The 13553-nt window shown below is 42.3% G+C and carries 12 protein-coding genes; all 12 read left to right on the top strand.

The features are described 5' to 3' along the window. The first annotated feature begins 10 nt into the window (after positions 1–10). The 12 genes from L7E55_RS12600 (at position 11) to L7E55_RS12550 (ending at position 13516) form a co-directional block, all read left to right on the top strand. Complete coding sequence (locus L7E55_RS12600; RefSeq protein ID WP_277444625.1) at positions 11–2317, top strand: hybrid sensor histidine kinase/response regulator; 2307 nt, start codon at positions 11–13, stop codon at positions 2315–2317. Between the two features lie 48 nt (positions 2318–2365). Continuing rightward, positions 2366–3763, top strand: a complete 1398-nt coding sequence (locus L7E55_RS12595) for a diguanylate cyclase (protein ID WP_277444624.1) — start codon at positions 2366–2368, stop codon at positions 3761–3763. Further along, positions 3744–4844 carry an ABC transporter ATP-binding protein gene (locus L7E55_RS12590; protein ID WP_277444623.1) on the top strand — a complete coding sequence of 367 codons (1101 nt, stop codon included), beginning with the start codon at positions 3744–3746 and terminating at the stop codon, positions 4842–4844. Before L7E55_RS12595 ends, L7E55_RS12590 begins: the two co-directional genes overlap by 20 nt. Positions 4845–5160: 316 nt before the next feature. Then, the gene (locus L7E55_RS12585) at positions 5161–5718 is read left to right on the top strand and encodes a rhomboid family intramembrane serine protease (RefSeq protein WP_277444622.1); all 558 of its coding nucleotides are present in this window, start codon (positions 5161–5163) and stop codon (positions 5716–5718) included. 459 nt (positions 5719–6177) lie between these two features. After that, entirely contained in the window at positions 6178–6939 is a 762-nt protein-coding gene (locus tag L7E55_RS12580; RefSeq protein WP_277444621.1) for a lipase family protein, read from the top strand. 267 nt (positions 6940–7206) lie between these two features. After that, the gene (tsaD, locus tag L7E55_RS12575) at positions 7207–8259 is read left to right on the top strand and encodes a tRNA (adenosine(37)-N6)-threonylcarbamoyltransferase complex transferase subunit TsaD (RefSeq protein WP_277444620.1); all 1053 of its coding nucleotides are present in this window, start codon (positions 7207–7209) and stop codon (positions 8257–8259) included. Positions 8260–8409: 150 nt separating this feature from the next. After that, the gene (locus L7E55_RS12570; protein WP_277444619.1) at positions 8410–9762 is read left to right on the top strand and encodes a DUF512 domain-containing protein; all 1353 of its coding nucleotides are present in this window, start codon (positions 8410–8412) and stop codon (positions 9760–9762) included. A 61-nt stretch (positions 9763–9823) separates the two neighbouring features. Continuing rightward, a complete protein-coding gene (locus L7E55_RS12565) occupies positions 9824–10408 on the top strand; it encodes a 5-formyltetrahydrofolate cyclo-ligase (protein WP_277444618.1) in 585 nt (194 codons plus the stop codon). A 104-nt stretch (positions 10409–10512) separates the two neighbouring features. After that, the gene (locus L7E55_RS17760) at positions 10513–10716 is read left to right on the top strand and encodes a 4Fe-4S binding protein (protein ID WP_420852046.1); all 204 of its coding nucleotides are present in this window, start codon (positions 10513–10515) and stop codon (positions 10714–10716) included. Between the two features lie 54 nt (positions 10717–10770). After that, positions 10771–11697 carry a polysaccharide deacetylase family protein gene (locus L7E55_RS12560; protein WP_277444617.1) on the top strand — a complete coding sequence of 309 codons (927 nt, stop codon included), beginning with the start codon at positions 10771–10773 and terminating at the stop codon, positions 11695–11697. 41 nt (positions 11698–11738) lie between these two features. Further along, on the top strand, positions 11739–12521 hold the full coding sequence (gene larB / locus L7E55_RS12555) for a nickel pincer cofactor biosynthesis protein LarB (protein ID WP_277444650.1): 783 nt from the start codon (positions 11739–11741) through the stop codon (positions 12519–12521). Positions 12522–12823: 302 nt separating this feature from the next. Beyond that, positions 12824–13516, top strand: a complete 693-nt coding sequence (locus L7E55_RS12550) for an ABC transporter permease (protein ID WP_277444616.1) — start codon at positions 12824–12826, stop codon at positions 13514–13516. Positions 13517–13553: the final 37 nt, after the last annotated feature.

The raw sequence follows: 13553 nt of genomic DNA, 5'->3' as shown, positions 1-13553 counted from the left end.
GGGAGCTAACATGCCCATGCAAGATAATAAAAAAGATAACGATTTACTGAAAAGACTTCGTTCACTTTTTAAAATAGAAGCGGAAGAACGACTTAAAGCAATGTCTGCGGGACTGCTTGAATTAGAGAAAACACCGGATGCTGAAAGTCAAAACGCAGTGGTTGAAGCTATTTTCCGGGAAGCGCATAGTTTAAAGGGCGCGGCGCGGGCAGTCAACATGACAGATATTGAAACGATTTGCCAGTCACTTGAGAGCGTCCTGGCCGTCTTGAAGCGCAAGGCGATTAACCCGTCACCCGGACTTTTTGACAAGCTACATAACGCAGTCGACACAATTAATAAGCTGCTTTCTACTGCTGAAGGAGGACAAGTTCTTATTACGACACTCATTCAGCAGTTAGCCGACCTGGAAACCGGCAAGCAGTCAGGCAGTACCCAAACTGAAGAACATTTACCCAAATTAAAAAGAAACATCCCGACGGCTCAACCGGGCAACAACTACTTTTTATCACCAATAATAGGCAACGATACCGCCGGTCAGGCTGAGCCAAGTATTGTGGACAAGCAGGTTGTATCAGGAACGGTGCGGATTTCCACAGAAAAGTTGGATTCACTATTACTGCAAGCTGAGGAAATGCTGTCAATAAAACTGACAATGGACCGACATGCCGCCGACTTGCGGAATATTCAGGATATCCTTGGCTACTGGGATAAGGAATGTGATAAAAATCATCCGGGTATGCAAACAGATAAGAACAATTTACAGTTTGACAAACTGATGGAGTTTCTCGATCGAAATCAAAACTGCCTTAGATTACTGGAAAGCAAAGTAAAAACAATGATAAAATTAGCTGAACATGATCGACGATCAATTGGCGCAGTCGTTGATAATTTCCAAAAAGATATAAGAAAAGCGCTTATGCTTCCCTTTTCCTCCTTATTATCAACTTTCCCCATGATGATTCGTGACTTGTCCCGGGCCCAGAACAAAGAAGTGGAGTTAATTTTGCATGGAAGTGAGATTGAAATTGACAAGCGCATCCTTGAAGATATAAAAGATCCTTTTATTCATCTACTGCGAAATTGTATCGATCATGGCATTGAAACACCGGAGGAACGGGAAAGAAGCAAAAAAGCGCGATGCGGGAAGATTACTGTGACTATTTCACAGTTGAGTGGGCATAAAGTTGAGATCCTAGTTTCAGATGACGGAATTGGTATCAATTTAGATAGAGTTATAGAATCTGCTATAAACAAGGGAATATTAACAGAAAAAGAATGTGATAAGCTCAGTAAACAAGAGGCGCTGGCGCTGATATTCCAATCGGAAGTTTCTACAAGTCCGATAATTACCGATATTTCCGGCAGGGGACTCGGGCTTGCTATAGTGCGCGAAAAAGTGGAACAGCTTGGCGGGGTTATCACAGTGGAAACCCAACCTCAAAACGGATCATCATTCAGAATGATTATTCCGGTGACACTGGCTACTTTCAGGGGGATACTCGTTAGAGTTTCTGAACAATTGTTTATAATACCTTCAATTAACGTAGATAAAGTTACGAGAATTAAACAAGATGAGATAAAAACGATCGAGAATAAAGAAATCATTTCACTAAAGGGTTGCGCTTTTTCCTTCGTCAGACTGGCTGATGTGTTGGAACTTGCCCTTCAAGAAAACAAAAACAATAGTTTAGGATATATCCCGGTGCTGCTGCTAGGCACTGCGGAAAAACGAATCGCCTTCGCTGTAGACGAGATTGTATGTGAGCAGGAGGTACTGGTCAAAAGTCTTGGCAAACAGCTTTCACGGGTAAGGAATATTAGCGGCGCCACTGTACTTGGCTCCGGAAAGGTAGTACCTGTTTTAAATGTTCCAGATTTGTTGAGATCAACAATAAAAATTAAAAATGCAACTTTTGAAACGGCCTCAGCAACAGGGATAGCAGGTTTAAATAAAAAATCAATTCTAGTAGTGGAGGACTCAATTACTTCAAGAATGTTACTAAAGAATATTCTGGAGTCATCAGGGTACAGTGTCAAAACCGCTGTTGATGGTATTGAAGCGTTAACAGCGCTGAAAACGGAGGACTATGATTTAGTTGTGTCAGATGTGGAAATGCCGAGAATGAATGGTTTTGAACTCACATCCAGGATACGTATGGATAAAAAATATGCGTGGTTGCCCGTTGTTTTGGTGACCGGGCTTGATTCCCGGGAAGACCGGGAGCGCGGCATAGACGCGGGAGCTGACGCTTATATTGTGAAAAGCAGTTTCGACCATGGTAATTTGTTAGAAGTAATAAATAAACTTATCTAACTTCATGATATATTATTCTTTTGTTATGTCGTTAGGGGAGGAAATGTTATGAACGATATCAATATTTTGATTGTGGAAGACAGTCTAACCCAAGCAGAGCAACTGAGATATACTCTCGAACAGTACGGATATAATGTGACAGTATCACACAATGGGTTGGAAGCAATTGAAAATATTAAGGTAAAAAAACCGACGATAGTGATCAGTGATGTGGTCATGCCGGAAATGAATGGTTATGAACTCTGCAGGCTGATCAAATCTGATGAAAGATTTAAAGACATTCCAGTTATACTTTTAACATCGCTGTCCGAGCCAACTGATGTTATCAACGGGATGAAATGCGGCGCAAATAACTTTATTATAAAGCCTTATAATGAGCAATTTCTTATCTCCCGCATCCGCTACATACTGGCTAACATGGAGCTGAGAAAAAACGGGATCGCTGCGGAAATGGGTATTGAGGTTTTTTTTGCAGGGCAAAAGCATTATCTTAATTCAGAACGTATCCAGATTATAGACTTGCTTCTTTCCACTTTTGAGAATGCCATTCAAAAAAACATTGAGCTTGAGCAATCACACAAGGAATTGACAAAAGCGTTTGAAACTATTAAGATTCTGGAAGCTGATTACCGCGCGCTCCTTGAAAGGAATGCTGATGCCATGATTGTTGTAGATTCTGAAGGAGTGATTCGTTATCTCAATCCCGCTGCGGAAACCCTTTTTAGCCGCAATAAAGAAGATTTGCTGGGTGAATTGTTTGATTTTCCTGTTAAAGCTGGTGAAACAAGAGAGGTTAATATAACCCGCAAGGACGGAGCGGAGCTTACCGCGGAGGTACGTGTGGCGGATACAAATTGGGAAGGTGACAGCGCCCTCATCGCAACACTCCGGGATGTTACTGATAATGTGCAATTAAGAGAAAAATTGATCAGTATATCCCTAACGGATGAACTTACCGGCCTATGCAACAGGCGCGGATTTTTAACCCTCGCTCAACAACAGCTGGCATTAGCCAACCGCTCCAAAGGGGAAGTCTTGCTGTTATATGGAGACCTGGACGACATGAAGTGGATCAATGATAATTTTGGCCATCATGAAGGAGACCGGGCTTTGATCGAGACCGCCAATATTTTAAAAAGCACATTTAGAGAGTCTGATATCATCGGCCGTATCGGTGGTGACGAGTTTGCTGTTCTTATGCTTGAAGCGCCCGTTTCCAGCGCTGAAACATTAATTACACGCTTGCGTGAAAAACTTGCTGGCCGCAACGCGCAGACAGTTCACTACAGGTTGTCTATCAGCGTCGGTATTGTTCATTATGATCCTGAATCAAACTATACTATTGATAAAATGTTAATTGAAGCAGACAAGTTAATGTATGAGCAAAAACGTGATAAAAGACATTTAACAGGAGAGAAAAGTATATATGAACAGGAAAATAATTGAAATAAGCAACCTCGTCTTAAACAAAGAAAAACATACTATTTTGGATATTGACACTTTTTACCTGGAGCAAGGTGAAACTATAGTCTTAATTGGGCCAAACGGAGCGGGAAAAAGCACTTTATTGCAGATTCTAATGCTATTGCAGCGTCCCACAGCAGGTGATTTTTATTTTAGAGGCGAAAAAGTCAGATGGGAGGACTCCCTTAGCTACCGCCGCCGTATGGCTATGGTTTTTCAGGAAGCTTTGCTGCTTGAAACAACAGTTTATCATAATGTTGCCTCCGGTCTGGTGATTAGGGGCTTTCCAAAGGAACAAATTCAAGAACGCGTAAAGAAATGGTTGGTTAGGCTAGGTATTGAACATTTGTCATATCGTTCGGCACGTAGCCTGTCTGGCGGGGAATCGCAACGGGTTAGTCTGGCCAGGGCGCTGGTGCTGGAACCGGAAGTAATTTTTCTTGATGAACCCTTTGCCGCTCTTGACGAACCAACGCGTAATACTCTTCTATCTGATCTAGCAGATATATTAAGGGACACCAGTGTTAGTAGTATCATTGTAACCCACAATTACGCTGAAATTCCTGTTCTGGCCGATAGGGCAGTCGCGATGGACAAAGGCAGAATAGTTCAGGTTGCCACACCTTGGGAGATCCTGACACGCCCGGCCAGCCTTGGTGTCGCTTCCCTGGTGGGAATAAAAAACGCAATAAAGGGCGTGATTACCGGGTATGACAATGACAACGGTAAAGTATTTGTAAAGGCCGGACAGCACGATATTGTCGCTAATGTTTTTACTCCGCCTAATAGCGAAAAAGTTTATATCCTGCTAAGGCCGGAGGATGTAAAAATGATGGTGACACTCGAAAAGAACGAAGCTAATACTATGCGTGGGAGAATTGGCAAGCTGATGCCTTATGGCAATATGTTTACAGCGGTAGTGGATTGCGGGATACCATTCACCGCCACTATAAGCCATGAACAAGCACTGCATGGAGATTTAACCATAGGTCGTGATGTGTGGATTAGTTTTAGCCCGGATAGAGTCCACCTTATTAATGCTCAAGCGATAACACCAGAATAGGATAAACTCATCAACTCCATATCTCTATTTAATCTTTTTATTATTTCCTATCCCACCAGATTTCCTCAAAATAAAATCATAAACCAATATTCACCTACTTTAATCTGCGTTTAACCGGAAAAAATAAAAGAGAACGGTAAGCAGGAAAATTAATTAGAATATAATAATAATGATTAAAATAAGAATATAAAGGAGGAAACCGGCCACGATCCCTTTAAAAGATAATATACCTTCCCGGGGTTTTCCGATAATAAATGTGTTCTTGATTATAGTCAATCTTTTAGTGTTTGGTTATGAAGTGCAGTTGGGAAGGCATTTGGATGAGTTTATTTTTTCCCATGCGGTAATTCCGCTCCAGCTTGCATCTGTAGGCATGACCGCGGACCAATTGATCAGGCTAACTACGACTATGTTTTTACATGGAGGATGGTTTCATGTATTGAGCAATATGCTTTATTTATGGATTTTCGGGGATAATGTTGAAAGTCGCATGGGGCATGTGAGGTACCTGGTGTTTTACCTGTTAACAGGGTATATAGCCACTATTACCCACGTTCTTTACAACCCGCTTTCAAAATCGCCATTAATTGGCGCCAGTGGTGCTATAGCGGGAGTACTCGGGGCTTATTTGATTCTATACCCGCGTGCTAAAGTGCTTACATTAGTATTTCTGTTTATATTTATTCAGATCATACCCATTCCAGCAGTAATATTTTTAGGGCTTTGGTTTGTCCTGCAAATTCTTAACGGAGTTGCCGGCTTAACGGATCAGACTGCTCAAGGTGTCGCTTTCTGGGCGCATATTGGCGGTTTTATTGCCGGTATACTGCTGGTAAAGCTATTTGCACAGCGCAGAGATTATGCTAACTATTAGGCATGACTAACACCTAGATATGACTAACACAGTATTGTTGAGAAGTCCTCCAGTTTATGGAGGGCTTCCCGCTTAGATATATGCTATTTATTGTTAAAAGGTTTTGCTTATCATAGTGTAGAAATATATAAGCGAATATATGATATTATATACGTTGCACATTGAAGGACGGTGATATATTGATGATCCGGTTCAATTGTGATTGCGGAAATGATAACGACCAGGAAGGGTTTGATGTTTACGTGTCTCAAATTGACTTGTGTGATGTTCTTACTGTCATATGCAGGCAGTGTGGCTACACGATAGTAGAACTTGTGGCCTGTTACAGAGATACAATAACATTATAATGGTTGACAAAACTATTGAACCGGGCTTATTTTAACTTTGAATGAGCGTAGCTGTCTGTCATTCCCCGGAATATAATGTATAAAATTTATATACGGGGGTAAGGACATTGGGATGATATTGTTTGTCCATGGTATGGGCTTTAGTAGTGATAGAAATTATTGGAAGGATTGGGCGGTTCCTCTTCAGAATGAACTGGCAAAACAAAGTCTTGAATTAACGGATGAGCAATTTGACGGAGTTTATTATTATGATCTTGTTCCCGGCCCTAAACATGGTAAGGGGCAAGCTGAAGGTGTTTTACAAATACAAATAATCGGTTTAAAAAAGAGAGCTGAAGAAGAACTAGGTTCACTTCGCTCACCTTACGCTAAAGAGATTGGCGCAATCCGCAAGCTATCAGACTCAATAGTGGATAACTTCGGAGATATTTTTACCTATTTATACTTGGAGAAGACCCATCAGGAGGTTAATAAACGTCTTTACGAGATGATTGATAAAAGTAAGGAACCGGTGCACTTAATCGGCTATAGTCTTGGTTCGATTGTCAGTTTTTGCGCCCTTATGCAAAATCAGACAGCCGCGCAGAAGGTAAACCACCTGTTGCTGGTCGGAAGCCCTCTTTTTTGGTTCAAACAGGGAGTGGCCCGACACGCTGATCTTGACTCAAGGCCGCTTGTTGGTCGCTTCACCAACATCGCCGGAACTATCGATATAGCTTGGCCGCAGATGGTACCGAAAATACTGTCTGGCCTTGACAGTAATCTTGAGTTTATAATAAATCCCTTTAATCCGATAAAAGGTCACCAGGAATATTTTTATAGGGGGGAAGGTTTGCAAGCGATAGCGTCTGAAATTGTTAGAGGATGGGTTTAATTATATGCGACATCGAAGAGATATACCGCCTTTAAAACAGGCGGTTTTCATTTTGTTAAGGCGAATTTATTAGGGCCGAACATGAGGTGCGTTATACGCCCAAAGGACGCTAATGGGGAATTTGTTCTTTCTTTAGAAAATATTTCGTTTTTTTTATGTTATAATGACGATCAGAAAAATTATGCATGATTTTCCGGCAAGCAGCTAAGGTTAATACAAGATTGTTATGTTCAAGCAAGCAAGTTATAGCGTAAAGAAGGTGTTTTTTTGAGTGTTGTGATCCTTGCTTTAGAGACATCTTGTGATGATACATCGGCCGCAGTAGTGGTCGACGGTACAGAAATATTGTCGAATATAATCTCATCTCAAGTGGATGTACATGGCAAATTTGGCGGAGTCGTTCCTGAAGAAGCTTCACGTAAACACTTGGAACTGATTAACCACGTGATCAACGAAGCGTTGTCAGTAGCCGGGCTTTCCTTTAAAGATCTTGATGCGATAGCGGTTACATATGGGCCGGGTCTGGTTGGCGCGCTTCTCGTGGGAGTATCGGCCGCTAAAGCTATCGCTTATGGATTGGACCTGCCTTTGATTGGTATTAATCATATAGAAGGGCATATTTATGCCAACTTTTTATCTGAACCCAATATCGCTTTTCCCATGATTTGCTTAGTTGTATCAGGAGGTCATACTGATTTGGTACTGTTAAAGAAACATGGTTGTTATCATGTTGAAGGAAAAACACGAGATGACGCGGCGGGCGAGGCGTTTGACAAAGTAGCGCGCTCTATGGGGCTCAGTTATCCGGGGGGACCGTTAATCGACCGCCTGGCCAAGGGAGGAAATCCCGATGCAATTACTTTTCCAAAGGCTTATTTAGAAGAAGGTAGTTTAGACTTTAGCTTTAGCGGTTTGAAATCAGCCGTGATTAACTATATACACCGGGCTGATCAAAACAATAAAGAAGTGAATAAAGTAGATTTGGCTGCTGGATTTCAAAAGGCGGTGACGGATGTATTAATTGACAAAACATTGAATGCGGCCAAGAAAGCAGGAGTGTCAACCATTCTTCTGGCCGGAGGAGTAGCCGCAAATACACGCCTGAGAACAGACCTATCCATTAAGGCCGCCAAAACAAACCACCGGGTGATCTACCCGCCACCTGTACTATGTACTGACAACGCGGCTATGATTGCTGGTGCAGCCTATTACAAATACCTTAGAAGCGCTTTCGCCCCCTTGACTTTAAACGCTGTTCCTGATTTGAAACTAGGTGAAGAAAGGTATGAAGGTCGCTTTAGAGGTAAAATCATGCAATAAACTAAATACGTATGATTAATTTGTATTTTAAAAGGTGTTAATTTTGCTTAGAAAATAGTTTTGTTAATTAATAATTCTGTGGATACTGTGCATAAGTCTGTTAATAACTTGTAAATAAAGGGGTTACCCTGTGGGAAATCATTTTGAGATATGAATGAAAACAATGTCGAGAGCCTAATCTTGCACGGAGCAATAAGCGGGAACATTTTACCTCTAACATCGTCATGTAATATGCGTTGCGTATTTTGCTCACATAGCCAAAACCCATCATGTGTGAAAGTATGCCGCATCGCACCCCGCAGCAGGGTGGAAGTTGAAAGAACACTTTCATTTATGGATCGGGCATATCCGGTTATAATCGGCGAATCAGTTACCAGGGTTATAGAAGGAGAGCCATTTACCCATCCAGAAATAGAAGAAATTCTTCAACTGGTTCGTAACAGATTCAAAGGTACGACAATAAAGATCACCACTAACGGCAGTCTGTTGGATGAGAGAAAGGTTGAGGGTTTGAGAGCACTGGGCAGGGTCGTGATTAACCTCTCTTTGAACAGTGCCTCGGAAAAGGGCCGCGCATTATTAATGGGAGACGTGAATGCTCAAAATTCAATTAAATGCCCCCTTTTATTGAAAAAACATGGCGTTCCTTTTCATGGTAGTGTCGTAGCCATGCCTCATCTAGTCGGGTGGCAGGATCTTTGCAAAACAATTAAATATTTATCTGAATGTGGAGCGCAAACCATCAGAATATTCCTGCCTGGCTATTCAAAGCTGGCGCCGCCTGCTTTACGGTTTGAGCCTTCTATTTTAAATAAACTGCATTTATTCATAGCCCGGCTCAGGGAGAAAATATCTACGCCTTTAATCTGCGAACCACCGGTTATACAAGACCTGGAACCACGAATTGCCGGGGTAATCGCCGATACTCCGGCCGGTCGGGCTGGTATTCAAACGGGAGATTTGATAGTGGCTGTTAATACAGTAAATCCTTTAACCCGTGTTCAAGCCTTTAGAGAAGTCTACAGAACTGCTTCACCGGTTCTCACAATAAAAAGAAGAGATAAACAGATTAAAGTGTGGTTAAATAAAAAATCGCTTGAAAGTTCCGGCCTGGTGATGGATTATGACATAGATCCGGCTCTAATTGAGGACATTAACCGGGTAATAAGACGCCGGCGGGCGTCTGAAGCGCTTATAATGACTTCCGAATTTGCCGGTCCGGTAATCAATATGGCGCTGCGACAATTTTATCGTGGCACGGCGAAAATCCAGGTATTAATAGCTCGCAATAAATTTTTCGGGGGTTCGATTAAGGCAGCCGGCTTGCTGACAATTGAAGATTTCATCATTGCTTTGGAAGGTTTCCTAAATGACGCTTCGGGATGGCGGCCGGATCTGATAATGTTGCCGGGGCTGGCATTTGACCATCTGGGTAGAGATCTTACCGGCTGTTCATATATGGATTTGGCAGAAAAGTACAACCTGGTGGTTGAAACATTATAGTGATTTTAACAAATTTAATACCACAATACAATCTTGCAATAAAACCCGACGAGGTGTGGGAGTGTCTAAAAATATATTAAGAAAAGCGGTGCTTCAAGAAAGAAAAGCTTTAAGTCGTGCTGAAGTGACCGGGAAAAGCAATCTTATTGTAAATAAAGTATTGACGATGGAAGAATACTTACAGGCTGCTACTGTAATGGTATACCTGGATTTTCGGAACGAAGTGCAAACCGGAACCCTGGTGTCGCATTCTATGAAAGCCGGCAAACGAGTCGTAGTTCCAGTAACTGAAGTGAAAGAACGTAAATTGATACCTTCACTAATTGTGGACTATCCCGGCGACCTCCAACCTGGCAACTGGGGTATTCTTGAGCCCAAGCCACAATGCCTGAGGCCGGTTGAACCAGGCGATATTGATATAATATTTGTACCTGGGGTTGCTTTTGATGTTAATGGTAATCGATTAGGTTATGGCGGCGGTTACTATGACCGCTTTTTAGCCCGGCTCAGTTCCCATTCGGTTTTTATCGCCCTGGCCTTTGAGCTCCAGGTACGGAGATATGTATATCCTGCCGCTCACGATATACCAGTGCACTACCTGGTTACCGAAAAACGGTTGCTCAGAACTATGCCGCGGGTGAAATAATTAAATAAGATTTTTAATGGTTTACTTACATAAACTTTATAAACTGAGAAGGTTTATTAGTTTGTTTGGCGAAATAATATATTGTTGGAAATTTTTAAATATACATGACGAATAGGGGAGATTTAGCATCAAGCGAGAAAGAAGAATATCAAAAAGCCGATCCGGAAAAATGCATACATTGTGGCGAATGCCTGGCTGAATGCAAAACCGGCTCCATCATTCCTCTTAAGCATAATATTATAAATTGGTTTATGGCCCATCGAGGTGTTCGGACGCGAGCTTACGCAGTTTTGTATATATTTATTTAGATACCAGGCCTTAGAGTCTGGTATTTTTATATTAATTGAATAGGAGTAAAAATAATGTTAATAATTAAATTATTAGAAAAACACACGCTGATGGCAATAATTAAAGGAACCGGATTATTTACCTTTTGCTTATTGATTTGTTTAGCTTTGCCGGGTTCAAGCGTTTCTATGGAAGCTAGTGCGCAAGCAAATCAGTCTACGACGACAGACCAGCGGGTAGCAGTGTTGGTGTTCCACGCGGTTGCGGAAGAACCGGCTAATCCGAATACTATGCGGCCGAAAGATCTGGAAGAAACATTTCAAGCGTTAATGGATGGTGGTTATCACCCGATCAGCCTGGAACAATTTCACGCCTTTATAAAAGGACAGGCTGAAGTGCCACCACGGGCAGTGTTGCTAACCTTCGATGACGGGTACAGCGATGTCTACAAAGTAGTTCTCCCGCTTACAAAGCGTTACAACTACCCTGCCGTGGTATTTGCCGTTTCTAAGTGGTTTGACCGGTACCCGAGACCGGAGAACAGCCGTGAGCACCTGAGTGTGGAAGAAGCTAAGGAACTGTTAAGCTCAGGCTTATGGCAAATCGGCGGTCACAGCTATGATGGACACCGGTTGATTATAGGTTCGCATAGTGAAGCAGGCGCTTATTTAGTAACCCGTAGATTGGTGGTAGAAGATTTTCGTCTGGAATCTGAAGCGGAATACCGGGCTAGGGTATGGCAGGATATTAATCTAAACACTATTGCCTTAAAACTGGCCGGTGTAACTGAACCGAAGGACTTCGCCTTTCCTTATGGTGCTTTTAACGCTGACCTGGTGAAAATGCTTAATGAAGCTGGCTACACATACCTGTATACAAATATTCCCGGTTTAAACGAACCGGGTCAAGACCCTTCTTACATTTGCCGCATCAGCGCTGGCCGTAATGCTGAAGAAACTATAGCGGTTTTGGAAAAATACTCTGCGCAGAATAATAATTAAAACTATTTCCAACAATTCAATGATATGCGGGGTTGATTTTAATCGAACCAAATACGTTGCGCAAACTACTTGAAGATGTAAAAAACGGCGCTACTGATATAGATGTTGCATTAACAAAAATGAAATACTTGCCTTTCGAAGACCTCGGCTTTGCGGTGATTGACCATCATCGTACCCTGCGCAAAGGTTTTCCGGAAGTGATTTTTTGCCAAGGAAAAACAATTGAGCAGATTGTTTGGATATTTTCAAAACTTGGCGAGGAAAACAGAAACATCCTGGGAACCAGGGCTTCAATGGAAGTTTTCTTGTCGGTGCAAAAATTATACCCTGCAGCTATATATAACGAATTAGCCAGAACGATAGTGGTTAGTCAGGGTGAGGATTCAAATAAAACTGGTAACGTGCTGGTCATGAGCGCGGGTACTACTGATCTGCCGGTTGCGGAAGAAGCTGCCGTAACTGCTGAGGTAATGGGAAATCATGTCAGAAAAGCTTACGATGTCGGGGTGGCAGGTCTCCACCGGCTCCTGGACAAACTTGAATTGATTCGTTGGGCGCATGTAATTATTGTTGTAGCTGGTATGGAAGGAGCGCTACCCAGTGTAATCGGCGGACTGGCTGACCAGCCGGTAATTGCCGTACCGACCAGCACCGGCTACGGCGCCAGCTTTAATGGACTTTCTGCTTTATTAGGCATGCTTAACAGTTGTGCATCAGGTATTAGTGTTGTTAACATAGATAACGGTTTTGGCGCCGGCGCGATGGCCAACACAATCACGCGGATGATTGAAAAGGTAGCACACGAAGATAAATTTAAAAAATAACATATGGCATGGAAAAAAGGTTATGAAGCGTATATCTTTTTCAGGCTAATTATAGGGATCTATAATGGTAATTTATAGAAATTGCCTGTTCAAGATGAAATTTGTTATAATAAATAATATCCTGCTCGGAATAAACACTGTTTTTAAGAAGGTTTGTCATTATGTAAGTTGTTTAAATAGTTATTTTAGATCTAAAAAGCTAATACAGGGCAACCTGTTTGGACAACCTGCTTAAACAAAATAATATTGGATTTTTATTAAAAATAATTATTTAAGCACTGTTATATGTAAAGGTGATTGTCTTGGGTGTCTATTGGCAAGGCCTGGTAGAAGCAATCCGGTTGTTGCTGAGCGGGGACCGTGAGGTTTTGGAAGTAATCCTGCGAACCCTTCATGTCTCCGGAACGGCCACAATTATCGGTGTAATGATCGGTATTCCTCTGGGTACTTTTATAGCCCTTGTTTCTTTTCCAGGACGACGTTTGACGATTAGTATAATCAACTTGGGAATGGGACTGCCCCCGGTTGTGGTAGGCCTGTGGGTATGGCTGACCTTAAGCCGGTATGGTCCTTTGGGTCTGTTAGGCCTTCTTTATACTCCCACAGCAATGATTACAGCCCAAGTAATTATCGCCGCGCCGATTATTGCCGGATTCACAATTGCGGCTATTCAATCCTTAAACCCTAAAATAAAACTTCAGATTCTTGCTCTTGGGGCGTCACGGCTGCAATTGCTCTTGTTGCTGCTAAGAGAGGCTAGATTGGGGCTTCTTGCGGCCATAATCGCGGGTTTTGGAGGGGCTATTTCTGAAGTGGGCGCTTCCATGATGGTAGGCGGCAACTTGAAGGGTTCAACAATGGTCCTTACAACAGCAACAGTTTTATCGGTCAACAAAGGGAGCTACGAAATGGCTACAGCGTTAAGCATTATCCTCCTTTTACTGGCCTTCGGTGTAACTGTAGTACTAACTGTAGGCCAGCAGCGGGGAAGGTAGAATACCTGCAAGTTTTTTATGTTGATTAGTTGATAAG

The organism is Pelotomaculum isophthalicicum JI (genome assembly GCF_029478095.1).
Taxonomy (GTDB): Bacteria; Bacillota; Desulfotomaculia; order Desulfotomaculales; family Pelotomaculaceae; genus Pelotomaculum_D; species Pelotomaculum_D isophthalicicum.
This window is presented reverse-complemented; position numbering and strand designations above follow the sequence as displayed.